Source organism: Novosphingobium sp. TH158 (genome assembly GCF_002855555.1).
Classification (GTDB): domain Bacteria; phylum Pseudomonadota; class Alphaproteobacteria; order Sphingomonadales; family Sphingomonadaceae; genus Novosphingobium.
This window is the reverse complement of sequence record NZ_PKRT01000001.1, coordinates 103,358-127,882: the sequence shown is the minus strand read 5'-3', so window position 1 is coordinate 127,882 and position 24,525 is coordinate 103,358. Positions and strand designations below refer to the sequence as shown.

General features: G+C 65.8%; 28 protein-coding genes and 1 pseudogene. 14 read left to right on the top strand and 15 right to left on the bottom strand.

The window, feature by feature from the left end; all coding sequences use genetic code 11:
* Positions 1-98: 98 nt before the first annotated feature.
* The 5 genes from C0V78_RS00745 to C0V78_RS00725 all read right to left on the bottom strand — a co-directional run bounded on the left by C0V78_RS00745 (position 99) and on the right by C0V78_RS00725 (position 3,461).
* Positions 99-413, bottom strand: a complete 315-nt coding sequence (locus tag C0V78_RS00745; RefSeq protein ID WP_101795986.1) for a hypothetical protein — start codon at positions 411-413, stop codon at positions 99-101.
* Between the two features lie 74 nt (positions 414-487).
* The gene (locus C0V78_RS00740; RefSeq protein ID WP_101795985.1) at positions 488-1,933 is read right to left on the bottom strand and encodes an NAD(P)(+) transhydrogenase (Re/Si-specific) subunit beta; all 1,446 of its coding nucleotides are present in this window, start codon (positions 1,931-1,933) and stop codon (positions 488-490) included.
* Complete coding sequence (locus C0V78_RS00735; RefSeq protein ID WP_101795984.1) at positions 1,933-2,217, bottom strand: NAD(P) transhydrogenase subunit alpha; 285 nt, start codon at positions 2,215-2,217, stop codon at positions 1,933-1,935. Before C0V78_RS00735 ends, C0V78_RS00740 begins: the two co-directional genes overlap by 1 nt.
* A gap of 1 nt (position 2,218) precedes the next feature.
* Positions 2,219-3,349 (bottom strand): Re/Si-specific NAD(P)(+) transhydrogenase subunit alpha, encoded by a 1,131-nt coding sequence (locus C0V78_RS00730; protein WP_101795983.1) that lies wholly within the window; start codon positions 3,347-3,349, stop codon positions 2,219-2,221.
* A gap of 7 nt (positions 3,350-3,356) precedes the next feature.
* Positions 3,357-3,461 (bottom strand): aa3-type cytochrome c oxidase subunit IV, encoded by a 105-nt coding sequence (locus C0V78_RS00725; protein WP_158241444.1) that lies wholly within the window; start codon positions 3,459-3,461, stop codon positions 3,357-3,359.
* A gap of 206 nt (positions 3,462-3,667) precedes the next feature.
* Between C0V78_RS00725 and C0V78_RS00720 the strand changes: the two genes are divergently transcribed.
* Positions 3,668-5,089 (top strand): sigma-54 dependent transcriptional regulator, encoded by a 1,422-nt coding sequence (locus tag C0V78_RS00720; RefSeq protein WP_101795981.1) that lies wholly within the window; start codon positions 3,668-3,670, stop codon positions 5,087-5,089.
* A gap of 20 nt (positions 5,090-5,109) precedes the next feature.
* Here C0V78_RS00720 and folP read toward each other — a convergent pair whose 3' ends face one another.
* Both folP and C0V78_RS00710 read right to left on the bottom strand, forming a co-directional pair.
* Positions 5,110-6,210: a dihydropteroate synthase gene (gene folP, locus C0V78_RS00715; protein ID WP_101795980.1), complete on the bottom strand. Its 1,101-nt coding sequence runs from the start codon at positions 6,208-6,210 to the stop codon at positions 5,110-5,112.
* 255 nt (positions 6,211-6,465) lie between these two features.
* Positions 6,466-6,891: a low affinity iron permease family protein gene (locus tag C0V78_RS00710; RefSeq protein WP_101795979.1), complete on the bottom strand. Its 426-nt coding sequence runs from the start codon at positions 6,889-6,891 to the stop codon at positions 6,466-6,468.
* Positions 6,892-7,090: 199 nt separating this feature from the next.
* Here C0V78_RS00710 and C0V78_RS00705 point away from each other — a divergent pair, with 199 nt between their 5' ends.
* Positions 7,091-8,101, top strand: coding sequence for a VacJ family lipoprotein (locus tag C0V78_RS00705; protein ID WP_101795978.1), 1,011 nt, complete (start codon positions 7,091-7,093; stop codon positions 8,099-8,101).
* Here C0V78_RS00705 and C0V78_RS00700 read toward each other — a convergent pair.
* Positions 8,077-9,207, bottom strand: a complete 1,131-nt coding sequence (locus C0V78_RS00700; protein ID WP_101795977.1) for a site-specific DNA-methyltransferase — start codon at positions 9,205-9,207, stop codon at positions 8,077-8,079. The genes C0V78_RS00705 and C0V78_RS00700 overlap by 25 nt on opposite strands.
* 333 nt (positions 9,208-9,540) lie before the next feature.
* Here C0V78_RS00700 and C0V78_RS15270 point away from each other — a divergent pair.
* Together C0V78_RS15270 and C0V78_RS00695 are read left to right on the top strand one after the other, a co-directional pair.
* Positions 9,541-9,711: pseudogene (locus tag C0V78_RS15270) on the top strand (hypothetical protein); the annotation flags it as partial.
* A 48-nt stretch (positions 9,712-9,759) separates the two neighbouring features.
* Positions 9,760-10,275, top strand: a complete 516-nt coding sequence (locus C0V78_RS00695; RefSeq protein ID WP_101795976.1) for a hypothetical protein — start codon at positions 9,760-9,762, stop codon at positions 10,273-10,275.
* Positions 10,276-10,297: 22 nt separating this feature from the next.
* Here C0V78_RS00695 and C0V78_RS00690 read toward each other — a convergent pair whose 3' ends face one another.
* From C0V78_RS00690 to C0V78_RS00685, 3 genes are all read right to left on the bottom strand, one after another.
* Positions 10,298-11,215 (bottom strand): oxidoreductase, encoded by a 918-nt coding sequence (locus C0V78_RS00690; RefSeq protein ID WP_101795975.1) that lies wholly within the window; start codon positions 11,213-11,215, stop codon positions 10,298-10,300.
* Between the two features lie 26 nt (positions 11,216-11,241).
* Complete coding sequence (locus tag C0V78_RS14705) at positions 11,242-11,715, bottom strand: hypothetical protein (protein WP_144039812.1); 474 nt, start codon at positions 11,713-11,715, stop codon at positions 11,242-11,244.
* 67 nt (positions 11,716-11,782) lie between these two features.
* Positions 11,783-12,421, bottom strand: a complete 639-nt coding sequence (locus tag C0V78_RS00685) for a ribonuclease HII (protein WP_101798112.1) — start codon at positions 12,419-12,421, stop codon at positions 11,783-11,785.
* A 10-nt stretch (positions 12,422-12,431) separates the two neighbouring features.
* Between C0V78_RS00685 and C0V78_RS00680 the strand changes: the two genes are divergently transcribed.
* From C0V78_RS00680 to C0V78_RS00655, 6 genes are read left to right on the top strand one after another with little or no spacing between them, the layout of a single operon-like run.
* Positions 12,432-13,583, top strand: a complete 1,152-nt coding sequence (locus C0V78_RS00680) for a PQQ-dependent sugar dehydrogenase (protein WP_101795974.1) — start codon at positions 12,432-12,434, stop codon at positions 13,581-13,583.
* A 60-nt stretch (positions 13,584-13,643) separates the two neighbouring features.
* Complete coding sequence (locus tag C0V78_RS00675) at positions 13,644-14,153, top strand: GNAT family N-acetyltransferase (RefSeq protein WP_101798111.1); 510 nt, start codon at positions 13,644-13,646, stop codon at positions 14,151-14,153.
* Positions 14,154-14,178: 25 nt separating this feature from the next.
* Entirely contained in the window at positions 14,179-14,724 is a 546-nt protein-coding gene (locus C0V78_RS00670) for a DUF1285 domain-containing protein (protein ID WP_101795973.1), read from the top strand.
* Positions 14,721-15,317 carry a CoA pyrophosphatase gene (locus C0V78_RS00665; protein WP_101795972.1) on the top strand — a complete coding sequence of 199 codons (597 nt, stop codon included), beginning with the start codon at positions 14,721-14,723 and terminating at the stop codon, positions 15,315-15,317. Before C0V78_RS00670 ends, C0V78_RS00665 begins: the two co-directional genes overlap by 4 nt.
* Positions 15,310-16,479, top strand: coding sequence for a CCA tRNA nucleotidyltransferase (locus C0V78_RS00660; protein ID WP_101795971.1), 1,170 nt, complete (start codon positions 15,310-15,312; stop codon positions 16,477-16,479). Before C0V78_RS00665 ends, C0V78_RS00660 begins: the two co-directional genes overlap by 8 nt.
* A 30-nt stretch (positions 16,480-16,509) precedes the next feature.
* Positions 16,510-17,166, top strand: coding sequence for a TIGR02281 family clan AA aspartic protease (locus C0V78_RS00655; RefSeq protein WP_101795970.1), 657 nt, complete (start codon positions 16,510-16,512; stop codon positions 17,164-17,166).
* On the opposite strand, the gene parC is transcribed toward C0V78_RS00655, so the two are convergent.
* On the bottom strand, positions 17,163-19,448 hold the full coding sequence (parC, locus tag C0V78_RS00650; protein ID WP_101795969.1) for a DNA topoisomerase IV subunit A: 2,286 nt from the start codon (positions 19,446-19,448) through the stop codon (positions 17,163-17,165). The two genes, C0V78_RS00655 and parC, sit on opposite strands and share 4 nt — an antisense overlap.
* A gap of 110 nt (positions 19,449-19,558) precedes the next feature.
* On the opposite strand from parC, the gene C0V78_RS15195 reads away from it, so the two are divergent.
* Positions 19,559-19,681, top strand: coding sequence for a hypothetical protein (locus C0V78_RS15195; RefSeq protein WP_256385655.1), 123 nt, complete (start codon positions 19,559-19,561; stop codon positions 19,679-19,681).
* A gap of 4 nt (positions 19,682-19,685) precedes the next feature.
* Here C0V78_RS15195 and C0V78_RS00645 read toward each other — a convergent pair whose 3' ends face one another.
* Together C0V78_RS00645 and C0V78_RS00640 are read right to left on the bottom strand one after the other, a co-directional pair.
* A complete protein-coding gene (locus tag C0V78_RS00645) occupies positions 19,686-20,018 on the bottom strand; it encodes a 2Fe-2S iron-sulfur cluster-binding protein (RefSeq protein ID WP_101795968.1) in 333 nt (110 codons plus the stop codon).
* A gap of 5 nt (positions 20,019-20,023) precedes the next feature.
* The gene (locus tag C0V78_RS00640; RefSeq protein WP_101795967.1) at positions 20,024-21,115 is read right to left on the bottom strand and encodes a cysteine desulfurase family protein; all 1,092 of its coding nucleotides are present in this window, start codon (positions 21,113-21,115) and stop codon (positions 20,024-20,026) included.
* A gap of 133 nt (positions 21,116-21,248) precedes the next feature.
* Here C0V78_RS00640 and C0V78_RS00635 point away from each other — a divergent pair, with 133 nt between their 5' ends.
* Positions 21,249-21,905 (top strand): alpha/beta hydrolase, encoded by a 657-nt coding sequence (locus C0V78_RS00635; RefSeq protein WP_101795966.1) that lies wholly within the window; start codon positions 21,249-21,251, stop codon positions 21,903-21,905.
* Between the two features lie 22 nt (positions 21,906-21,927).
* Here the strand turns inward: C0V78_RS00635 and C0V78_RS00630 are convergent, their stop codons facing one another.
* Positions 21,928-22,125, bottom strand: a complete 198-nt coding sequence (locus tag C0V78_RS00630; RefSeq protein WP_371514409.1) for a hypothetical protein — start codon at positions 22,123-22,125, stop codon at positions 21,928-21,930.
* A gap of 117 nt (positions 22,126-22,242) precedes the next feature.
* Between C0V78_RS00630 and C0V78_RS00625 the strand changes: the two genes are divergently transcribed.
* The gene (locus C0V78_RS00625) at positions 22,243-22,542 is read left to right on the top strand and encodes a hypothetical protein (RefSeq protein ID WP_101795965.1); all 300 of its coding nucleotides are present in this window, start codon (positions 22,243-22,245) and stop codon (positions 22,540-22,542) included.
* Positions 22,543-22,640: 98 nt separating this feature from the next.
* Positions 22,641-24,476 carry a DUF885 family protein gene (locus tag C0V78_RS00620; RefSeq protein WP_101795964.1) on the top strand — a complete coding sequence of 612 codons (1,836 nt, stop codon included), beginning with the start codon at positions 22,641-22,643 and terminating at the stop codon, positions 24,474-24,476.
* Positions 24,477-24,525 lie beyond the last annotated feature (49 nt).

Genomic DNA, 24,525 nt, shown 5'->3' with positions numbered 1-24,525 from the left:
GCTGATTGGATAGCCCCCCGTTGCGGGCGGGCATTAGGCAAAGGTGCGCCACCCGTCCAGCCATGGCCGGGCGCATTCCACCGCCTATGAAGGGTTGCTTACCGCTTTTCCTTGGCGAAGCCGGTCATGCACAGGGCGGCGGCACTGCTCGTCACCTGCAACAGCTCGCTGTCGGACAGGCGCTTCACGGCCGCGACGTAATCATAAAGGCTGCGCTTCTCGGTCTTGAGCGCTTCCAGCCGCTTGAGCTGGCCCAGGGAAAGGCGGTCGCTCATCCGTTCGGCCATGCACGAGGCATTCGCCTGGTCCAGCCCCGCATCCATCAGCGCCGACCGCACCCGCCCCTCGCCGAGCTTGCCAGTGGAGCAGGCCGCGAGGGAAAGGACCAGGACCGGGATCAGAATGCGCTTCATGGATACCTTCGACAATTCAAGCCTTCAGGCCCCGCCATGCAGGGCGGAGCCTGAACCCGCAATGAGCGCCGGCTTCAGTGCGCCAGACCCTTGTTGATGTCTTCCACCATCTTCTTGGCATCGGCCAGCAGCATCAGCGTCTGGTCCATGTAGAAAACGTCGTTGTCGACCCCGGCATAACCCACGCCGCCCATCGAACGCTTGATGAAGAACACCTGCTTGGCCTTGTCGACGTCGAACACGGGCATGCCGTAGATCGGCGATGACTTGTCGGTCTTGGCGGCGGGGTTCACCACGTCGTTCGCGCCGATGATGAAGGCAACGTCAGCGGTGGCGAATTCGGAGTTGATATCCTCCAGCTCGAACACCTCGTCATAGGGGACGTTGGCTTCGGCCAGCAGCACGTTCATGTGCCCCGGCATGCGGCCCGCGACCGGGTGGATCGCATACTTCACCTCGACGCCCCTGGCCTTCAACAGGTCAGCCATTTCGCGCAGCGCGTGCTGGGCCTGCGAAACCGCCATGCCGTAGCCGGGGATGATGATGACCTTCTCGGCCTCGCCCAGCATGTAGGCCGCGTCTTCGGCCGAGCCGCGCTTCCACGGGCGCTGTTCACGCGCCGCGCCGTCGCCCGCTGCCGCTTCGGCTCCGAAGCCACCAGCGATGACCGAAAGGAAGCCGCGGTTCATCGCCTTGCACATGATGTAAGAGAGGATCGCGCCCGACGAGCCGACCAGCGCGCCGGTGATGATCATTGCCGTGTTGTGCAGCGTGAAGCCCATCGCCGCCGCTGCCCAGCCCGAGTACGAGTTGAGCATCGAGACGACCACCGGCATGTCCGCGCCGCCGATCGGGATGATCAGCAGGAAGCCGATGATGAACGAGAGTGCCGTGATCGTGGCGATCACCCACAGGCTCTGGTCGGTCATGAAGAAGCCGGTAAGCCCCACGATGGCGATCAGGGTGCCAAGGTTGATCACATGGCGCAGCGGCAGCAGGATCGGCGCACCGCTCATCTTGCCGGCGAGCTTGAGGAAGGCGATGACCGAGCCAGAGAAGGTGATCGCGCCAATGGCGATGCCAAGGCCCATTTCCAGCCGCGAGACCGGGTTGATCGCTCCGTCAGGCCCCGCAATGCCGAAAGCCTCGGGGTTGAGGTATGCCGCCCAGCCGACGAGCACTGCGGCAAGGCCGACAAGGCTGTGGAACGCGGCGACGAGCTGCGGCATGTCGGTCATCGCGATCTTGCGCGCGATGATCCAGCCAATCGCGCCACCGATGGCGAGCGCGCCGACGATCTCGGGCAGGCTGGCAATCTCGTGCGTGACGAGCGTCGTGACCACGGCGATCAGCATGCCGATCATGCCATAGCGGTTGCCCGCGCGGCTGGTGGAGGGGCTCGACAGCCCGCGCAGGGCGAGGATGAAGAGGACGCCCGAGGCAAGGTAGGCGAGCGCCACCCACGGGTTCACCGCATGGGCCGCATCGGCAGCGGCAGCAGCCAGAAGCGCAAGGCTCATCAGTTGCGCTCCTTCTTCTTGTACATCGCCAGCATGCGCGCCGTCACGGCAAAGCCGCCGAAGATGTTGACGCTTGCCAGCACCACCGCAAGCAGTCCGAGCCACTTGCTGGTCGCAGAGCCCGCCGCCGCCGAAGCAATCAGCGCGCCGACGACGATCACCGAGGAAATCGCATTTGTCACCGCCATCAGCGGCGTGTGCAGCGCCGGGGTAACCGACCAGACGACGTAATAGCCGACAAAGCAGGCCATGACGAAGATCGAGAGGATTGAGATGAAGTCCATGTTACGCCCCCAGAAGCCTCTCGTTCACCACCTTGCCGTCGCGCGTCAGGCGCACGGCATCGCCGATTTCCTCGTCGAGGACCGGCTTGCCCTGTTCCTTGTCCCAGAAGGCGGAGAGGAAGTTGTAGAGGTTGCGGGCGTAGAGCGCCGAGGCGTCCGCCGGCAGCTTGGCCGGGGTGTTCGAATAGCCGAGGATCTTCACCCCGTGCTTCTCGACGACCTGGTCCGCGGCCGAGCCTTCCACGTTGCCGCCCTGCGCCACTGCGAGGTCGAAGATCACCGAACCGGGCTTCATCGAGGCGATCTGCGCGTCGGAGATCAGGCGCGGAGCGGGGCGACCCGGGATCAGGGCCGTGGTGATGACGATGTCCTGCTTGGCGATATGGCTTGAGACCAGCTCGGCCTGCGCCTTCTGGTACTCTTCCGACATCTCGGTGGCATAGCCGCCTGCGCCCTCGCCCTCGATGCCTGCCACGTTCTCAACGAAGATGGGCTTGGCGCCGAGCGACTGGATCTGTTCCTTGGTGGCCGAGCGCACGTCGGTGGCCGATACCTGCGCGCCAAGGCGGCGGGCGGTGGCGATGGCCTGGAGGCCGGCAACGCCGACACCCATGACGAAGGCCTTGGCGGCGCTCACCGTGCCTGCGGCGGTCATCATCATCGGGAAGGCGCGACCGTAAAGGTTCGCTGCCTCGATCACGGCCTTGTAGCCTGCAAGGTTCGACTGCGAGGACAAGACGTCCATCGACTGCGCACGGGTGATGCGCGGCATGAACTCCATCGCCAGGGCTTCAAGCCCGAGGCTGGCATATTCATCGACCCGTGCCCGTTCCCGGAACGGATCGAGCGTGGCGACGATCCAGGCCCCGGCGCGCACGCCTGAAAGGTCCTTGGGTTCCGGCCCCTGCACGCCGAGCACGATGTCCGCGCCGGTCACGGCACCGGACTTCACCTCGGCGCCGACAGCGGCATAGTCGGCATCGGGGATCGATGCCCCCGCGCCTGCGCCCGCCTCGACGGCGACCGCGGCCCCCAGGGCGATGAACTTCTTCACCGTTTCCGGCGTTGCCGCGACGCGGGTTTCCCCGTTCGCGTGTTCCTTCAGAACCGCGATCCGCAAGGCTTCGGCCATGTCCGGATCAGGCGACCAGCGCGATGACGATGATGGTGATTACGGTGAGTACCGGAATCGAGACCTTCAGCATGCCCAGGAAGCTGCCGTAGGTCGCTTCGTGAGCCTTCATGTTGTTACCGGATGCCATTTTCCAGCCAATCCCCATGTTTGCCGCCCGTGACGGGCTATTGAATTGAGAGCCTGCCTCTATCGCCCCTGCACTCAGGGCTCAAGCGCTAACAGGCTTAATCGGCTCTTTACCCACACGCGTTAAGTCGGTGCCGAACGAGCGTGCGGGTATGGTCCTGCGCGCGTGGGGTTACGCACGGGGAACGAATGGCCGAGATCGAGCAGCGCCTGCTGATGCTGATCGACGACGAGCCGGCGCAGTGCCGGCTGATCTCTGCGCTTGCCGCGCGGGAAGGCTGGCGCACGATCGTCGTGCGCGACAGCGAGACGGCCATCGCCACGCTCGGTACGCGCCAGGGGATGCAGCTCAATGCCATCATCCTCGACCAGTGGGTTCCGGGGGATGATGCCTGCGAACTCATCGCCGAACTCAAGAGCCGCCGCCCCGCCCTGCCGATCCTGATGCTGACCACCAGCGCATCGCCGCTGCTCGCGGTCGAGGCCATGCGCGCAGGGGCAACCGACTACCTGATCAAGCCGGTCGCGCCAGACCGGCTGATGCAGGCCCTGCGCGCCGCGACCACGCGCGAGACGCCCCAGGACGAGCTGGCCCCGCTGACCGAGAAGATGGCGGCCAGCCTCGACTTCGATTCGATGATCGGCGCCGCTCCCACCTTCCGCGCCGCGCTTGCCGTTGCGGCCAAGGCGGCGCGCGGCCATGCCCCCGTGCTGATCGAGGGCGAGAGCGGCACCGGCAAGGAGATGCTGGTGCGCGCCATGCACGCCGCCTCTCCGCGCGCCCGGATGCCGATGCGGATCGTCAACGTGGGCGGTCTGCCGGCCAACTCGGTCGAATCCGTCCTTTTCGGGCACGAGCGCGGGGCCTTTCCCGGCGCCTTCGACCGCCAGATCGGCGCGCTGCAGCATTGCGACGGGGGCACGCTGGTGCTCGACGAGATCGACCGCCTGCCCGATCACGTGCAGGAGCGGCTGGCCGAAGCGATCGCCCGCAGCGACGTGCGCCCGATCGGTGCCCGCCACTCCTTCCGCGTCGACGTGCGCCTGATCGCGGCGAGCAACCTGCCATTGCGCGACCTCGTATCGGCCGGCCACTTCCTGCCCGAACTGCACCAGGCGCTGGCCCACACCACGGTGGTGCTGCCCCCCCTGCGCGAGCGCGCGGGCGACATCCCGGCACTGGCTCGCCACTTCCTGGCCCGCATCGGCGAGCAGCCGGGGCTGCGGCCGCTGGGCATTACCGACAGCGCGCTGGCGCTGCTGGCCGCCTTTGACTGGCCCGGCAATGTCCGCCAGCTCCAGGCGGTGCTGTTCCGCGCCGCCGTGTTCTGCGATGGCGATGCCCTGACCAGCGAGGACTTTCCCCAGCTGTCCAACCTCATCGGCAGCGAGCCGCATGCGCCGCTCAACCCGATGCAGGAAGGCTCGGGCGTCCTGCTCTATACGCCGGACGGCAACCTGCGCCCGCTCGAAGAGATCGAGGCCGACGTCATCCGCCTTGCCATCGGCCACTATCGCGGCCGCATGACAGAGGTTGCCCGGCGGCTGGGGATCGGGCGCTCGACGCTTTACCGCAAGCTCTCCGACCTCGGGATAGACAGCGCCGCCTGATCGCTGCGCCGGGTGCCGCCCTAGGCCGGCAACTGCGCGAAATCGGTCAGCGCCGCATCGCGCATCCCGCGCCACACATCGCGCGCCTGCACCGTCTCGGGCACATCGTGGACCCGCAGCAGGTGGACGCCGGCATCCATCGCCTTCATCGCCAGTGCCAGCGAGCCGCCCAGCCGCTGGTGCGCCGGTGCCTCGTTGGACAGCGCGCCGATCATCCGCTTGCGGCTGGCTCCCACCAGCAGCGGCTGGCCAAGCGCGTGGAACAGCGGCAGGGCATTGATCAGCGCCAGGTTTTCCGCCAGCGTCTTGCCAAAGCCGACCCCGGGGTCGAGCACGATCCGCTCGCGCGCAATGCCCGCTGCCAGCGCCGCATCACGCCGGGCCTTCAGCCAGTCGAACACGTCGAGCACGACATCGCCATAGGTGCCGCCCTCGTGCAGGTTCTCGCCCTCGCCCGGCGCGTGCATCAGCACCACGGGTGCGGCGGCCGCTGCGGCGAGTTCCATGGCTCGCGGATCGTGGCGCAGGCCGGACACGTCGTTGATCACGTGGGCGCCGGCTTCCAGCGCCGCCTCCATTACCCCGGCCCGGCGGGTATCGACACTGATTGCAGCGCCCATGGCGGCAAGCGCTTCTACCGCCGGGACCACACGCTTCACCTCGTCCCCTTCCCACACCGCCGCCGCGCCGGGCCGGGTGCTTTCGCCGCCAACGTCGATGATCGCCGCGCCTGCCTCAAGCATGCGGGCGGCGTGGGCATTGGCCACTTCGGGCTTGTCGAGGAATTCCCCGCCATCGGAGAAGCTGTCCGGCGTGACGTTCAGGATGCCCACGACCTGCGGCTGATCGAGCCGCACCGTCCGCCTGCCGCATTGCAGGGGCGCGTGGGCCCGCTTCAGGTTCTCCCACTGCTCTGCCGCTTCGGCGGGCAGGCCGGGCAGCGCCGCCTCAAGCTCGCGCACGCCATAGCGCTCGCGCCGCACCACGCGGGTGCCTTCGCGCTCGATCACGGCAAAGCGGCTGGCCCAGACCATGGCCCCGCCGAGCCGCACGGCATCGCCCTCCTCGCTCTGCGGGCTTTCGGCAAGGGCAATGGGGCGAAGGTAGATCGACTGGGACATTCAGGCCTTCCGCGGCTGGATTGAGGTTGACAAGGTTGACACGGTGTAAACCTCGCGTCGAGGTCGTGCAGCGCTGCAATTCTGCGCCTTTGCAGGGGTTTGGCAAGCTTGCCGGCGGCGGAAAAAATAAAAAAGCTGCGCAAAGCCGCAAGGCCGGTGCCGCATGGCGGGCAGCGCAAAGGCGTGCGGATGAGATGGAACGTGCATGCGCGCAGGGTATCAGCCCCGCCGCCTGTAGGACAGCCGTTCCGCCGCCTAGCAATCCTCCGGACGGTGATCGAGCAGTTCGTCGACAGAGGGGTGCTCGCTATCCGGTTCACCCCCCGATGTCTGGAGCACTTCGCGCTCCAGCGCGCTCCTGATCTGCTCGATTTCCTCCTCGGTAAGCCGCTCGATACCGACAAAGCCGGACCGGGCATCGGCCACGGCGCGCAGGATCTCGTCCAGCTTGGCCTGGATCGCCGCGCCATCGCGGTTCTGGCTGTTCTGGATCAGGAACACGGCAAGGAAGGTCAGCACCGTGGTGGCGGTGTTGATCACCAGCTGCCAGGTATCCGAATAATGGAACAGCGGCCCCGTGACGGCCCAGACCAGACAGGCCGCCGAAGCGCCAAGGAAGGCGGCGGGATGGCCCATCAGGAATGCACTTTTCGAAGCGATGCGCGCAAACAGCCGCTGCATCCATCCATCTCCGTCAGCTTGTTTGCACGGATAACCAGCGGCGCGCACGCCCGTTCCTGATGCCTCGCAGACGGTGGACAAACCCGGATGGGAAACGCGCGATTCTCTCAATTTATTTATGGCATTGCGTGGACATTCAACGCCCGCTGCGCCACGAGACGGCGCGCGTTTATCTCGCCGCGATTGGAAGGATGCCGGCTTGCTTAATACCCCTCTGGTTGCCCTGCTGCTGACATCGGCCAGTCCTGCTGGCACGGCCCAGGCCGCCGCCTCCCAGCCTGAAGCCGCTGCGCCCTCGACCGCGCCGGAAGCCAAGGCGCAAGCGCCTGTCCCGGCCACCCCGCCTGCCACCGCAACGCCGGAAGACACTGCCGCGCAGGGCCAGGACGCGATTGTCGTTACCGCCCGCCAGAACGTGCCGGAAGACCCGGGCCAGGCGATCAATGTTGCCGCATTCGAAGCCGTCACGGCCGTGGACGATGCCGTCGTCGCGCCGCTGGCCATGGGTTACAAAAAGGCCCTGCCGAGCCCGGCGCGGACGGGGCTGAGGAACTTCCTGCGCAACCTCACCGAACCGGTGAACTTCCTCAATTTCATGCTGCAGTTCAAACCCGGCAAGGCCTTCGAAACGGTGGGGCGGTTCGGCATCAATTCCACGGTGGGCGTTGCCGGGCTGATCGATGTCGCCAAGACCCCGACGATCAACCTGCCCTATCGCGCCAACGGCTTTGCCAGTACCTTCGGCTATTACGGGATCGGGGCCGGCCCCTACATGTTCCTACCGGTGATCGGCCCGACCTCGGCACGCGACCTTGTCGGCTGGGTGCTCGACAAGTCATTCCTGCCTGCGGCCGTGGGCGAGCCTTTCGCCAATTCGGCCTATGCGCTGGGCACCGGCGTGGTCAAATCGCTCGACGACCGGGTGGAGCTGGACGAGAAGTTCCAGGAATTTCGCGCAACCGGCGATGCCTATGTCGCCGAGCGCGAATGGTATCTGGGCAAGCGGCGCGACGAGATCGAGGCCTTGCACGGTCGCGGCCCGCTCGCCGATGCGAAGAAGACGCCGCCCGACGCCCCTTCGGTCCCGGCACTGCCGGTGCCGGCAGCCCGGCCGGAAACGCCCGCAGCATCGCCTGATGGCGGCGCGGCTGCGGAGAGCGCCTCCCCGCAGCCCGCCAGCCCGGATCAGTCCTCGGTCGCCAGCAGGTAAAGCTGACGGATCGCATCGAGCGGCTTGACCTGCCCCTCGTGCTCGATGTGCCAGAAGGTCCAGCCGTTGCAGCTGGGCGCGCCTTGCAGCTTGGCCCCGACGCCGTGGATCGAGCCGGTGTGTTCACCCGAGACGAGCGAGCCATCGGCGCGGACCGTGGCGCTCATCCGGCGCTTCTTGTCGGTCAGCACGGTACCCGCCTGGATCCAGCCGGTTTCGATCAGGGTGCCGAAGGCCACCTTTGGCGCGGCGCGCGGGCTCTGCATCGTCTTGAGCGCCGATTCATCGAGCGGCAGGGCCATCTCGATGCGCTCAAGCGCAGCTTCGCGATAGTCGCTTTCGCGCTCGCAACCGATCCATTCGCGCCCGAGGCGCTTGGCAACCGCGCCGGTGGTGCCGGTGCCGAAGAAGGGATCGAGCACGACATCGCCCTTGTTGGTCGTTGCCAGCATCACGCGATAGAGCAGCGCTTCGGGCTTCTGCGTCGGGTGGACCTTGTGCCCGCCCTTCTTCAGCCGCTCCTGCCCCGAACAGATCGGCAGCACCCAGTCAGAGCGCATCTGCAGCTCGTCGTTGAGCGTCTTCATCGCCGTGTAATTGAAGGTGTAGCGCGCCTTTTCCCCCATGCTCGCCCAGATCAGCGTCTCGTGCGCGTTGGTAAAGCGGGTGCCCTTGAAATTGGGCATGGGGTTGGCCTTGCGCCAGACCACGTCGTTGAGGATCCAGAAGCCCATGTCCTGCATCATCGCGCCCAGGCGGAAGATGTTGTGATAGGATCCGATCACCCAGATCGCGCCATCGGGCTTGAGCACGCGGCGCGCTTCGGTCAGCCACTCGCGGGTGAACTTGTCATAGGCGGCGAAGCTGTCGAACTGGTCCCAGTGATCGGTCACAGCATCGACATGGCTGCCATCGGGGCGCGAAAGGTCGCCGCCAAGCTGGAGGTTGTAGGGCGGATCGGCAAAAACGAGGTCGACCGAGGCGGTCGGGAGCGAGCGCATGGCCTCGACGCAATCGCCGGGAATGATCTGGCCGAGCGGCAGCGATGCGCGCACATCGGCCTTCAACTGCGGCTCCGCGCGCCTTCTCAACAATGCCTGCGCCATGAAATTCCTTGCCCCTGATCCTGAACACGAACCCCTAGGGTGAGTTATCCACAGGCCCACGTCAACCCGCGACTCGCCGGGAATCCTTGCGATTCATGGATTTCGCGCGGCTTGCGAAAGCGGAACGAAAGGAGTCCGGCACAGGATATGGAGTCCGTCGATTCAACCGGGACTCCAGATGTAGTGGTGTGGCTGTCAGGACTCGGCGGCGAATTTTTTTTCGCCCGGCCCGCCGAGCGATGGCCTTCCTCGCGATTGCGCAAGCCGCGGCCTCATAACTTAAAGTAATTTCAGAGGTTTTAAGTCAAACAGTTATAACACAAAGACAACTGTGCCGTAGTCATCGCGTTTTCCGGTCCGGGCTGCGCCGCCTATCGCACGATCGATGCGAAGAACGGTTCCGCCTATGGCTGGGGTGCCGCGCCGACGCAGGCTGCGGCAGAGGCCCGCGCAGCTTCGGAATGCTCCAGCTATGCCGGCGGCGCGGCCACCTGCAGCAACAGCGTCTGGTCGTGCAATTCCGCCGAGCCTGCCGCCTTCAAGGTACTGCGCATGGATCCGGTCAAGCGGGCGAAGAGCCCCAAGGACTGCCTCATCCAGTACGAGGTCCAGCTGGATGACATGCAGGACAACTGGAAGACGCGCATCTACAGCCCGGTCTATCGTCTTGCCGCGCAGGATTGCCCGCTGGCCGGCAACACGCAGTATCACAGCTTCCATTACAGCGTCTGGCCGAAGGACGGCATCCGCTCGGGCCAGTCCAACGAAAGCTCTGCTCCGAAGAACCCTGCACTGCGCGAAAAGGGCATCGGTATGGCGAGGGACTTCTACAACTGGTTCTCGGCCCGCCGCTCGCCGGTCAACGGTCTGAAGCTGCGTCCTTCCGCCAGTGTCGGATCGGCCATGGCCACCGACAAGCTGCTGGCCGACATGCTGGACGATACCGGCGGCCACGATGCCGGTGACAGCGCCGGTTACGGTGACGGCCTGTGCATCGCCTTCGCGCCTCCGGGCGTGGCGCCACTCGAGGTCCACGGCGCGGAAAAGTGCCGCCGCTGGATGCGCTGACCCTGTCCGGCCTGCCGCCGCGTCAATCGGCTGGCGGCAGGCCCGGATCGACGCCGGACAGTTCGATCGACCTGTCCCACAGCTGCCGGGCAACTGCCGCATCGGTGGCGCCGGCAGAGCGGCTTGCCGGGCCGGAAGGGCCAGCCATTTCCGAACGCAACTGCGGCCCCCAGTAGGAGCCGCCCTGCACCGCCGGATCGGTCGCCGCCTGCAAGGCAGGCCAGGCCCCCTTGGCTGACGAGTTGAGGAATTTCGACAGCAACCAGCCGCCGATGGCATTGCCCATGGGGATGTGCCGCACCAGTTCGCTCGCCGCCACGCCGGGATGACAGCCCACGGCCGTCACCGGCGAGCCTGCCGCCCGCAGGCGCCGGTCCAGCTCGAACATGTGCAGGATGTTGGCCAGCTTGCTCTGGGCGTAGAAACGGCCGCGGCCATAGCCCTTGCCGGCATCGAGGTTGCCGAAATCGATCCGCCCGCGCTTGTGCGCGAGGCTGGCGGTGATGACCACGCGCGATCCTGCGGTTTCCGCCAGCTTGGGCAGCAGCAGCCCGGTCAGCGCGAAGGTGCCGAGGTGGTTGGTGGCGAATTGCAGCTCGAGCCCCTGCGCCGAAAGCGATAGCGGTGGCATCATGACACCGGCATTGTTGAGCAGGACATCCAGCCGCGCTTCCCGCGCCGCCAGGTCCGCCGCCTTGCGCACCGATGCCAGGTCCGACTGGTCGAGCGGCAGGAACGCAAGGTCCGCCCCCGGTACGACCGCGCCGATGCGCGCCATCGCCGCTTCGGCCTTGTCGCGGCTGCGGCAGGCCAGCAGCACCCGTGCGCCCTTCGCCGCCAGCGCCCGCGCGGCTTCGAAACCGATGCCGGTGTTCGATCCGGTGACGATGATCGTGCGGCCCTGCTGGCTGGGCACGTCGGCCTCGGTAAATCCTGACACTCATCCCCTCCAAGTTTGTCAGTTCGTCATGGATTTCGACGTCGCCAATCCCAATAAAGCGTGCTAAAATCAGGAAAGCTGACATCCTTCGATGGCAACTTACGTAAACAGACAGCTCTATACGCTGCAATCTCGACATCTTGTCCAACAAGACCAGCGCGTGGAGCGAAATTTATTGGATATTGGGGGTCGAATACGTTCATGCCCCGCATCTCGGTACTGCCAGGATACATCATTAGCCCGTATGTTGTGGCATGGGTCTTTGCCGCACAGTCGATGTGTTTGACGTCGATCCATACCGTAACGAGTGCTCGAGGTGAAGATTCCAGTCTCGCAACTCGAACTTCCGATTTGGCATAGTCAATGGAGGCTACGTCAATATATTTTTCCTCTGTGGCAAATTTGCCAGTCGGACGCCAATCGCCGGAAAGGTTAACTTGGGCAACCGCAGGCGTGAAACATGCGCTGACTATCATTGTCGTGATCGCAGCCCTGAGCATTGCTATACTCCCTTTTTTCTCTCCAGAAGAAGAAGCACTATTTAACCCAGAGCTCTTTCCCGTCAGGTTAAATCGCCAATTCCAGTTGCGCAACGGGGGCGAAGCTGCGCCGATGCAGGGGCGTGGGGCCGTGCAGGCGCAGCGCGGCGAGGTGTTCGGGGGTGCCGTAGCCGGCATTGCGCTCCCACCCGTAATGCGGGTGCTGCTGCGCCGCTTCGCGCATCAGCCGGTCACGGTGCTCCTTGGCGATGATCGACGCGGCGGAAATGCACGGTTCGATGGCATCGCCGCCAACGATGGCCCGTGCCGGCCAGCGCCATTCCGGGCGGCGGCCATGCGGCGTGAGGTTGCCATCGACCAGCACCTCGTGCGGGTCTTCGTCCAGCTGCTCGCACAGTGCCGTCACCGCCAGGGTCATCGCCAGCATGGTTGCGCCGAAGATGTTCAGCCGGTCGATATCCTCCACATCGACCACGCCCACGGCCCAGCGGCAGCGGCGCTTGATGCGCTCTTCCAGCACGGCGCGGGCATCGCGGGACAGCTTCTTGGAATCGTCCAGCCCCGCCGGACGCGGGCTGCACAGAACGACTGCGGCGGCAACCACCGGCCCGGCGAGCGGACCGCGCCCGGCCTCGTCCACGCCGATCAGCGGCCCGCGCCGGTCATTCGTCGAGCCGGTCTTGGCAAGCAGGATTGGCTGGCCCATCTTCGTGTCCATGAAACGTCAGAACCTCATCCTCATGCTATCGCCCCTGCTCGTCCCCCTCGCAAGCTGCGGCGCGACCGCCGCTGGGGATAGCACCATCCAGGGATCGACCGATTTTGCCGAGGCCAACCCCTTCACCGCCCGGGAGGTGGCGAAGCTCGACGAGCCCTGGGCCCTTGCCCTGCTGCCCGACGGCAAGGCGCTGGTTACCGAAAAGATGGGCAAGCTCAAGCTGGTTGACCTGGCCTCTGGCGCGGTAAGCGAGGTTTCCGGTGCGCCGCAGGTCGCCTATGCCGGGCAAGGAGGGTTTGGCGATGTCGTGCTGTCGCCCGATTTCGTGCGCGATGGCCTGGTCTACCTGACATGGGCCGAAGCGGGCGATGGCGATACGCGGGGTGCTGCGATGGGTCGCGGCAAGCTGGTGCGCGAGGGCGGCTCCGCCCGGATCGAGGGGCTGGAGGTGATCTGGCGGCAAAGCCCCAAGGTGACCGGCCGCGGCCACTATGCCCACCGCATCGTGTTTTCGCCCGATGGCCAGCACCTGTTCCTCACTTCGGGCGATCGCCAGAAGATGACCCCGGCCCAGGACCTTTCGGTGACGCTGGGCAAGGTGCTGCGGCTGACCCGCGACGGCAAGCCCGCGCCGGGCAACCCCTTTGCCGACAAAGGCGGCGTATCGGCGGAAATCTGGTCTTACGGCCATCGCAACCCGCTGGGCATGGCTTTCGACGGATCGGGCCGGCTGTGGGATCTTGAACACGGCCCCGCTGGCGGTGACGAGCTGAACCTGGTGCAGCCCGGCAAGAACTATGGCTGGCCTCTGGTATCCAACGGCGATCATTACGATGGCCGCGCCATCGCGCGCCATGCCTCGCGGCCTGACCTTGCCGCCCCCGCGCTCAGCTGGAACCCGGTGATCGCGCCGGGCGGCATGATCGTCTGCAAGTGCACGAAGTTTGCCGCTTGGCGGGGTAATGCCTTGATCGCCGCGCTGGGTGCGCAGGGCCTTGTCCGCGTCAGCCTGGATGGCGAAACGGCGCGCGAGGCAGAGCGCTTTAACATGGAGCACCGGATGCGCGGGATTGCCGAAGGCGCCAACGGCAGCCTGTGGATGATCGAGGATGGCCCCGGCGGCCGCCTGCTGGAGCTGCTGCCGCGCTAGGGCGATAGCGCCATTCCGCAATTGCAACCTGTGCACTTTGGCCCTATCGGCCCGCGCTTCATGGCAAACCTCATTCCCCTTGCCGATGTTGCGCCCGAACTGGTCGAGGAACTGCTCGACCGGGCCTTCGAGCCTGAGCGCAAGACGCGCACCGCCTACAAGGTGCGCGAGGGGACCGAGTGGCTGCCCGGCCTTTCCTTCGCGGCGCTGGACGATAACGACCTGCTGGCGGGCACGATCCAGTGCTGGCCCGTGGCGCTGACCACGCCCGAGGGGCGCAAGGTGCCGATGATCATGGTCGGCCCGGTGGCCGTGCTTCCCGAACACCAGGGGCGCGGCTTCGGCAAGGCGCTGATGACGGCCAGCCTGACCGCGATCGACCCGCGCGCGCCCTTGCCGCAGGTGATGATCGGCGATCCCGAATATTACGGCCGGTTCTGGGGCTTCTCCAACGAGGCGACCGGCGGCTGGAAGCTTCCCGGCCCGTTCGAACAGCACCGCCTGCTGGCCCGCTGCGAAAACCACGCCGTGCTGCCGCGCGAAGGCATGCTGGGGCCTTGGCTCGGCTGACGCGATCTGGCATCGGTTTTTGCAGATGCCCTACGAACCGCCGCCAGAACTTGCCGGACTTTCCCTGACGCAGATCGCGACGCTGGTGGCCGAGCGCAAGCTGCCGCCGGTCGACCAATGGCAGCCGGAAAAGCGCGGCGACAGCGAAATGCGGATCGCCGCCGACGGCCGCTGGTTCCACCAGGGCGGAGAGATCACCCGCCCGGCCATGGTCCGCGCCTTTTCCACCCTGCTGCGCCGCGATGCGGACGGGCAGCACTGGCTGGTCACGCCGCAGGAAATGCTGACCATCGCGGTGGACGATGCCGCCTTCATCGCGGTTGACCTTGTGCAGCAGGGAGAGGCGCTGGCCTTCCGGCTCAATAGCGATGATACCGTGATTGCCGATGCCGCCCATCCGATCATCGCGCGCGGCGATGCAGAGGTGCCCGCGCTTTACCTTGGTGTGCGCCACGGCTGCGAGGCGCGACTGAACCGTTCCACCTATGCCCAGCTGGTCGACCTCGCCCTCGCCAGTGATGACCTCAGCGTGACCAGCATGGGGCAGCGCTTTTCGCTGGTGCCGGCATGAGCCGGGTGCACGAACGGCTCTCGGCGCTCTATCGCGCCGGTTACGACGGATCGCCGCCGCCCCGGCTGTTCGAGGACTGGAGCGCCGTGGTGGTGGAGGAGTTCCGCCCCGCCGCCGTCCTCGTCGCCATGACCGAGCGGGATGAGCCCGGCATGCTGCTGCTGCACCGCCCCTCGAACATGCGCGCCCATCCCGGCCAGATCGCCTTTCCCGGCGGCAAGATCGACGGCAACGAGACGCCCGAGGAAGCCGCCCTGCGCGAAGCGTGGGAAGAGCTTGGCATCCGGCCGGAAAAGGTGCGGGTGGTGGGCAAGGGCGATGTCTATCGCGCCCATTCCGGTTTCGAGATCACCCCGGTGCTGGCAACCGTTCCCGCCGATATCGAAATTGTCCCCAACCCCACCGAAGTCGCGCAGTGGTTCGAAGCGCCGGTCTCGCATATGCTGCACGACGACAACCACCTTGAACGCTGGGTGCAATGGGAAGGCGGCATGCGGCCCTATTACGAAATTCCCTGGCAGGACCATAACACCTGGGGCGTGACGGCGGCGATCATCGTCAACCTCGCCAAGCGGCTGCGCTGGCATGGGTGAGCGGCTGCCCCCTGCCGGATGGACCCGGCGCGACGACATCGCCGCTCTGGTTGCCGTGCTGGGCGAAGGCAATGCCCGCTATGTCGGCGGAGCGGTGCGCGATACCCTGCTGGAGATCGCGGTGAAGGACGTGGACATCGCCACGCCGCTGCTGCCCGACGAGGTGATCCGCCGCCTTTCCGCCGCCGGCATCCGCAATGTGCCGACCGGGATCGAACATGGCACGATCACCGCCGTCCTGCCCTTTGGCCCGGTGGAAATCACCACGCTGCGCCATGACGTCAGCACCGATGGCCGCCGCGCCACGGTGGCCTTTGCCAGCGATTGGCAGGACGATGCCGCGCGGCGCGACTTCACCATGAACGCGCTTTACGCCGACCCCGCTACGCTTGAGATCTTTGACTGGTTCGGCGGCGTCGCCGACCTCAAAGCGCGCCGTCTGCGCTTCATCGGCGATGCCCGCCAGCGCATCCGCGAGGACCACCTGCGCATCCTGCGCTATTTCCGTTTCCAGGCGAGGTTTGGTTCGCAACCGGCTGACAAGGAAGCAGAAGAAGCCTGTGCGGAACTGGCGGCAACACTCAAGGGCCTGTCGCGCGAGCGGATCGGCATGGAGATGCTGAACCTGCTCGGCCTGCCCGATCCGGCACCGACCGTTGCGCGCATGGCAGAGCTGGGGGTGCTGGCGGTCGTCCTGCCCGAAGCAGATGTTCCCGCGCTTGCCGCACTGGTGGCGCAAGAGGCTCGCCAGTCCATTGCCCCCGATCCCGTGCGCCGCCTTGCCGCGCTGCTGCCCGCCGATGCGGCGCTGTCCGAACAGGTGGCAAGCCGGTTCCGCCTGTCGGGCGCGCAGAAGAAGCGGCTGGCAACCGCGGCGGCGCGCGATGGCGCGGTGCAGGATGCGCGCGCGCTGGCCTATCGCCTCGGCATGGACAGCGCGCTTGACCGGCTGCTGCTTGCGGGGGCTGACGCGAAGCCGCTCGAGGGCTGGACCATTCCCGTCTTCCCGCTGAAAGGCGGCGAGATCGTTGCCCGAGGCGTAAAGGCCGGGCCGGAGGTGGCCCGCATCCTGCGCGGCGTGGAGGCGCAGTGGGTTGCCGCCGGCTTTGCCGACGACCGGATCGAAGCCCTGCTCGATGCCGCGATTGCCTCGGTCAGCTAAGCGAAAGCCGCAGTCTGGCAGGATGGCACGATGACCCCGGCCGGCCTGCTCGAATTCCTCAAGTCGCAGCCGCTGCTCAGCCTTGCACTGGCGGCAGTGTTCGTCACCGTGCTGGGCGGCATGATCCGCCGCAGCCTGCCCCGTTTCGGTGGCTTCGTTCGCGGCATCGGCAACCTGGGACTTGTCGCGGCGCTGCTGCTGACGATCGCGCAGGTGGCGCGGCTCAATCCCGGTGCGGAAATCACCCTGCCCGGCGTCGGCATGCCCGAACAGGTGGTCGAAGGCCGCGAAACCCGCGTGCAGATGTCGCGCGACGGGCATTTCTGGATCCGCACGCGCGTGAACGGCACGCCGGTGCGCTTCATGGTCGATACCGGCGCGACGCTGACCGCCCTGTCCCCCGGCGTGGCCGAACAGGCAAGGCTGGAAAGGCAGCCGATGCGCGCACCGATCGTGCTGCGCACCGCCAACGGCCAGGCCATGGCCGAACTTGCGACAATCGGTGAGCTGCGCTTCGGCAATATCGTCGCGCGCGATCTCGACGCGGTGATCGCCCCCGGCCTGGGCGAGACCAACGTGCTGGGCATGAACTTCCTCTCGCGCCTCAAGGGCTGGCGCGTGGAAGGCCGCACGCTGGTTCTGGAACCGAAAAACCCGCAGGCCGCGAGCCCGGCAGACCCGGCCTAAAACTTGTTGTCGCGCGGGAAGCCTGTGGGCGGCAGGCGGCCGGCTGCGCCGCGGGCGACCTTCCACAGGCGCATGTCGCTTTCGGTGCGGGTGCGCCCGGTTTCGCCGCCCATCTTCCATGACAGGCCTTCATCGAGCTTCAGCGTGGTCGCATCGGCCAGCCCGCCGTCGCGGTAGCGTTGCAGGGTCACGCCCTGGCCCTTGGCGAGCACCGGCAGCTCTTCAAGGCTGAAGATCACCAGCTTGCGGTTCTCGCCCACCACGGCGACGTGATCGTGCTCGGCCGGGATTTCGCGGACCACGGCCAGCTTCACGCCGGGCTTGGTGGTCATCACCCCCCTGCCCTTGCGTGTTTCGGCCAGCAGTTCATCGGCTTCTGCCGCAAAGCCCCGGCCGATGGTGGATGCCAGCAGCAGTTGCGCCTTGGGCTTGTAGACGAGCAGGCCGACGATCTCCGCCCCGGCGTCGATATCCACCATGGTGCGGATCGGCTCGCCAAAGCCGCGCGCGGAAGGCAGCTTGTCGCAGCCCAGCGTGTAGAACCGCCCGTTGTCGCAGGCGACCAGCAGCTTGTCGGTGGTCTGCGCGTGGAGCGCGAAGGCAGGGCCATCGCCTTCCTTGTACTTGAATTCCTTGTCGAGCGCCTCGTGCCCGCTGGCGCCCCTGATCCAGCCCTTGGCCGAAAGGATTACCGTGACCGGCGCCTTCTCGATCATCGCGTCCATGCTGAATTCGACCGTCGGTGCGGCCTCGGCAATCGTGGTGCGGCGGCGACCCAGCGCGGTATCCTCGGCATAGTCCTTGCGCAGGGCCGCCAGATCGCGCTTCAGCCGGGTGCGCTGGCGGGCCGGGCTTTCCAGCAGCTTTTCCAGCTCTTCCTTCTCGGCCAGCAGGTCATCGCGTTCGCGGCGAAGCTCCATTTCCTCAAGCTTGCGAAGCGAACGCAGCCGCATGTTGAGGATCGCTTCGGCCTGCCGGTCGGTCAGCAGGAATTCGGCCATCATCATCGGCTTGGGCTCGTCCTCGGTACGGATGATCTCGATGATCCGGTCGAGGTTGAGATAGGCAATGATGTAGCCTTCGAGCAGTTCGAGCCGGTCGGCGATCTTGGCCAGGCGATGCTGGCTGCGGCGCACCAGGATATCGATCTGGCTCTTGACCCATTCGAGCAGCAGCAGGCGCAGCGAAAGCACGCCGGGGGTGCGGCTATCATCCAGCACGTTGAGGTTGAGGCTGAACCGGTTTTCAAGGTCGGTCAGCTTGAACAGCGATTCCTTCAGCAGTTCGGGATCGACGTTGCGGCTCTTGGGCACGAAGACAATGCGGATCTGTTCGTCCGATTCATCGCGCACGTCTTCCAGGATCGGCAGCTTCTTGTCGGCGATCAGCTGGGCAACCTGTTCGATCAGCTTGCTCTTGCCGACCATGTAGGGGATTTCGGAAATCACCAGCTGCCACTGCCCGCCGTGCAGCTTTTCGATCCCCGTCTCTTCCCAGTTGCCTTCCGCGTCCTTGCCCGTCGAGAAGCGGCCGCGCACGCGGATGGCGCCCTTGCCCGTCTCGTAAGCGGCGGAAATCACCGCCGGGCTATCCACCACGACGCCGCCGGTCGGGAAATCCGGCCCCTGGAAGATTTCCATCAGCGCGCTGTGCTCGGCATGGGGGTTGTCGATCAGCAGCAGGGTGGCATCGATGATTTCATGGACGTTGTGGCTGGGGATGCTCGTCGCCATGCCGACCGCGATGCCGGAAGAACCGTTGGCCAGCAGGTTCGGGAAAAGGCCCGGGAAGATCTCGGGCTCTTCTTCCTCGCCGTTGTAGGTGGGAATGAAGTTGACCGTGCCTTCATCCAGCCCGGCCATCAGCTGGATTGCTGTCTTCGTCAGCCGCGCCTCGGTATAGCGATAGGCGGCGGCATTATCGCCATCGATGTTGCCGAAGTTCCCCTGCCCTTCGACGAGCGGATAGCGCAGCGAGAAATCCTGCGCGAGGCGGACCATCGCATCATAGACCGACTGGTCGCCGTGCGGGTGGTACTTGCCGATGACGTCGCCCACCACGCGCGCCGATTTCTTGAAGGCGTCGTTGGGGTTGAGCTTCAGTTGCCGCATGGCCCAAAGCAGGCGGCGGTGCACGGGCTTCAGCCCGTCGCGCAGGTCGGGCAGCGAACGCGCGGTGATGGTGGACAGCGCATAGACCAGGTAGCGCTCGGAAAGCGCGGAATCGAACGGCGCATCGACGATGGCGTCAAACGGATCGGGTTCGGTGGTCTCGGTGGTCATTGCGCCAGAGCCTTAGCAACCTGCTGCACTGCGAACCACCTCGGGAACAGGATTTTCCGCCATCTGTTTTCACCGGCGGGCCCGATCGCTCCAGCCAGAGGAGAAATGCCATGCAATCGGTGAAGGACCGCCACTACCACGAGGAACTGTATCACGGCTTCGTCAAGGGCGTGGGCCTGTTCGCGGCCCATGCCCTGGTGATCGCGCTGATTGTGATCGCGATCATCAGCTAGGGCTTCACAGCCGCTGCAGGTCGCGGCTTTCGCCCGGTATCCGCACCTCGATCCCGTCGAGCGCCTCGCTCAGCGTGATCTGGCAGGAAAGCCGGCTGGTGCGCGCGACACCGGCGGCAAGATCGAGCATGTCCTCCTCGTCCTCGCTGGCGGGGTCGAGCTTGTCGAACCAGTCTGCCCCCACGATGACGTGGCAGGTGGAACAGGCCATCTGGCCCTCGCAAGTGCCTTCCAGCGGCATGCCGGCGGCCTGGCCCACCTCAAGCAGGCGCGTGCCTGCCGCCGCTTCGGCTTTCACCTGATCGCCTTCGGGGGTGATGAAGGTTACGCGGACCATGAACGTCAAACTCCCTGTGCCTGCGCGGCGGCTTCCAGCGCCCGGCATGCGGTTTCAACCTCTTGCGCCGTCGTATAGCGGCCGAAGCCGATACGGATCGAATTGCGCGCTTCCGCCGGCTGCAGGCCGATGGCGGAAAGCACGCGGCTGGGCGCCCCGGTGCCGCTGCCACAGGCAGAGCCTGCCGAAAAGGCGATATCGCGGCAATCGCTGAGCAGGCGCGGGAAGTTCAGGCCATCGAGCCGCAGGTTGAGGTTGCCCGGCCAGCGCGCTTCCTCGCTGCCGTTCACCGTCCAGCGATGCAGGATGGAACGGGCCAGGCCGGCAAGTCCGGAAAGGTGCTGGAAATCGGTATCCATGCGCTCTTTCGCCAGGGCCGCCGCCGCGCCGAACCCGGCACAGAGCGCCGGGCTGAGCGTTCCCGATCGCAGGCCGCTTTCCTGCCCGCCACCGGCCATGAAGGGCGCAATGGCCACGCCGTCGCGCACCCACAGGGCGCCGATCCCCTTGGGGCCGTAAAGCTTGTGCGCGGTGATCGCGATCAGGTCCGCGCCTTCCGGCGGGGCGATCTTGCCTGCCCCCTGCACCGCATCGCACAGGAACAGCGCCCCTGCATCGTGCGCGCGCTCGGCGAGGCGGGCGACCGGCTGGATCGTGCCGATTTCGTTATTCACCTGCATCACCGCGACAAGGCCGACGCCCTGGGGCAGGTCCACTTCGGGATCGACCAGCCCTTCAGCGCTGACCGGCAGCTCGTGCAGCGCAGCCCCGGTCGCCACGGCGGCATTGATCACGGCGGAATGTTCGATCGCCGAACAGGCCACATCGCCCCGCGGATTGGCGCGGATCGCCTGGTTGATCGCCTCGGTCGCGCCACTGGTGAAGATCACCCGGCCGCCCTTGGGCAGCAGCGCCGCGACCTGTTCGCGCGCCACCTCCACGGCAGAGGCCGCCGCGCGGCCTGCGCGGTGCATCGAATGCGGATTGGCAAAGCCCGGCGCTTCCGGCCCGGACAGCCAGGGCAGCATGGCGGCCAGGGCTTCGGGGGCGAGCGGCGTCGTCGCCTGGTGGTCTAGGTAGATGAAATCGGAGGCCATGTTCGCAATCGTTGCTTTTCCGAGCCTGGTTTCTATATAGCGCCTGCTTCCATATCATAGCCCCCAGCGGGCCGGCATCCGACAATTTCCCGGGACGCCGCGCAAAGGGCCCCTAACGCAAGGTGACAGCGCTATGCCAGCCGTGATTTTCCCCGGCCCCGAAGGTCGTCTCGAAGGCCGTTTCCAGCCTGCCAGCCGCCCCCGCGCGCCGGTCGCCATGATCCTTCACCCGCACCCGCAGGCGGGCGGCACGATGAACGACCGCATCACGATGGCCATGTACAAGACCTTCGTGGCCCGCGGTTTCGCCGTTCTGCGCTTCAACTTCCGCGGCGTCGGCCGCAGCCAGGGCAGCTTCGACAACGGCATCGGCGAACTGTCCGACGCCGCCGCCGCGCTTGACTGGGTGCAGTCGATCCACCCCGAAGCCAGCACCACCTGGATCGCGGGCTATTCGTTCGGCGCGCTGATCGGCATGCAGCTGCTGATGCGCCGCCCGGAAATCCGCGGCTTCATCTCCATCTCGCCGCCGGCGAACATGTACGATTTCAGCTTCCTGGCGCCCTGCCCGGCTTCGGGCATCATCGTCCAGGGTGCGGCCGATACGGTGGCAACGCCCAACGCCACGCAGAAGCTGGTGGACAAGCTGCGCACCCAGAAGCACATCACCATCCACCACGACGAAATCCCGCGGGCCAACCATTTCTACGAAAACGAAATGGACGACATGATGCTCGCCGTGGACAAGTACCTGGACTTCCGCCTTTCGCCGGATTGCCCGATCCGCTGATCGGGTACCGGCCCGGCGCGGCCTATTTCGACTGGTCGACCGGCGCCTTGCCGGAGCTGTCGGGCAGCGTCCAGATGCCGACATTGACGCCCAGCACCATCGCCAGGAACAGCATGAGCAGTGCCTGCTTCTTCGCGCCGCCCCGGCGCAGCAGGTAAACGGCGCCAAGGACCAGCGCGATGATCGCCAGCATCATGAGCGAGAGTGCAGTGTTCAGCATGGCGGCTCCGTATCACCCAACATTCTCAAGGCAAAGCAGGACATTGCAAGGCTTGCCGAATTGCAGAGCGACTGCTAATTTCAAACTTTAATTTATTTAATCAATAGGTTATGCAAAATGGGTCAAGTTGTTGGAGGCATTCTTGCTGTCTATATTCTCCAGCTGATTTGGGAAAAGCTGGTCTTTATGCGGCTTGCCAATGATCCCATGAAAGGAAAATTGTTCAGTACTGTTGCAGGATACCTTACCGCAGTCGTCCTCTTCGGCTTTGGCTCTGCTGATGGCGGGGCATGGCGTCCGGACGGGGCATTGATTTACCTTCCAGGCTTGTTGATCATTGGAGTCTTCGCTTGGCGACGAGCAAAGGTCCTCCGCGAGGAAGCTTCCAAGCAAACCCGTATAGATGCGTTTGATTGACGTCGATAATCAATTCATCCGCACATACGAATAGCCTTTCGTTTATCAAAACGGATTTGCATTTGACAGCGCCCGCGCAGCTTTCCAGACATCGTTGCATGAGCAACCAGTCCCTTACCCGACGCCAGGCGCTGGGCGGCATCGCCGCCGCCTCGGCTGCCTTCACCCTTCCCGCATCGGCCCTCGCCGCGCCCAAGGCCACCGTGCAGGCGCGCGCGACGAAGCTGCTCGATGACATTGCCTGGGGCCTGCTGAAGCTTTCGCCCGAGGGCGCAACTTCGCTGGGCATCGATACCGGCGCCCATGCCGCGCTGCGATCGCAGCTTGAGGATCGCTCGCCTGCGGGCGTGAAGGCCCGGGCAGACCTGCTGCGCAGCTCGCTGCGGCAGGTTTCCGCGATCCCGGTGAACAAGGTCGATGCCTCGACCCGCACCAGCCTCGCCGTTGTCACCAGCGCTTTCAGGACCGCGCTGGACGGCTTTGCCCTGCCCTATGGCGATGTCGCCATCGGCGGCTGGCGCAACACGCCCTATGTGGTGATCCAGAACGTCGGCGCCTATCTCGATACGCCGCGCTTCCTCGATGGCGATCACCCGGTCCGCAATGCCGAGGATGCCGAGGCCTACCTCAAGCGCCTCTCCAGCATGGGCTCGGTGCTCGATGGCGAGCTGGAGCGCCTGAAGGATGCCGGATCGAAGGGGCTGGTCGCGCCCGATTTCCTGCTCGACAAGGCGATCGCCCAGATGGAACGCTCGATCGCCGATGCCGGCAGCGGCAACAGCGGCATGGTGCAATCGCTGGTCAGCCGCACGCGGATGTTCCCCGGCGACTGGGAGAAGCGGGCACAGGGCATGGTCAGCGCCTCGGTCCTGCCCGCGCTCCAGCGCCAGCTTGAGGAGCTGAAGAAGCAGCGTACCCGCGCCACGTCCGAGGCGGGCATGCTTCACCGCCCGCATGGCGAGGAATGGTACGCCTGGGGACTTCGCGCTTCCACCACTACGCGCCTCAGCCCGAAGGAAATCCACGAGATCGGCAAGGCCCAACTGGCCGAACTGCAGGCCCGGATGGAACCTATCCTGCAAAAGCTTGGCCATACCCGCGGCACCGTGGGCGAGCGGATGAAGGCGCTGGGCGAAGCACCGGAATACCAGTTCCCCAACAATGACGAAGGCCGCCGGGAAATCATCAAGCTGATGGAGGACAAGATCGCCTTCATCCGCGGCAAGATGCCGCTCGCCTTCCGCAAGGTCATGCCCGGCCGCATCGAGATCCGCCGCCTGCCACCGGCAGAAGAAGCCGGCGCGCCCAACGCCTATGGCGGGGCGGGATCGATCGATGGCACCATCCCGGGCAAGGTCTGGGTCAACCTTTCGAGCACGGACCGCCACAGCCGCTTCTCGGTGCCGGACCTGGTGTTCCACGAAGGCATCCCCGGCCACGTCTGGCAGGGCGAATATTCCAACCAGTTGCCGCTGATCCGCTCATTGCTGGCGTTCAACGCCTATTCCGAAGGCTGGGCGCTCTATGCCCAGCAGCTGGCGGACGAACTGGGCGCCTATGACGATGATCCCGTCGGCCGGCTTGGCTACCTGCAGGGCATCGCCTTTCGCTGCTGCCGCCTCGTCGTCGATACCGGCATCCACGCCATGGGCTGGAGCCGCGACAAGGCGCTGCACTGGTTTGCCGAGGCGAACGGTTCGGGCCTGGCGGAACTGGCACCGGAAATCGATCGCTATTGCTCGTGGCCCGGACAGGCCTGCGGCTACAAGATGGGCCACACCGAGATCAACCGCCAGCGCGACCGCGCGCGGGGCGCATTAGGCGGCAAGTATGACCTGCGCGATTTCAACCAGGCGGTGGTCGATGGCGGCAACGTGCCGCTCGACGTGCTGGCGCTCAATGTCGATCGCTATGTCGCCGGGGCAAGGGCCTGATCGACCTGCCCTGCCGACGAGTGCCGAAAAGGAAAAAGGCCGCGACACC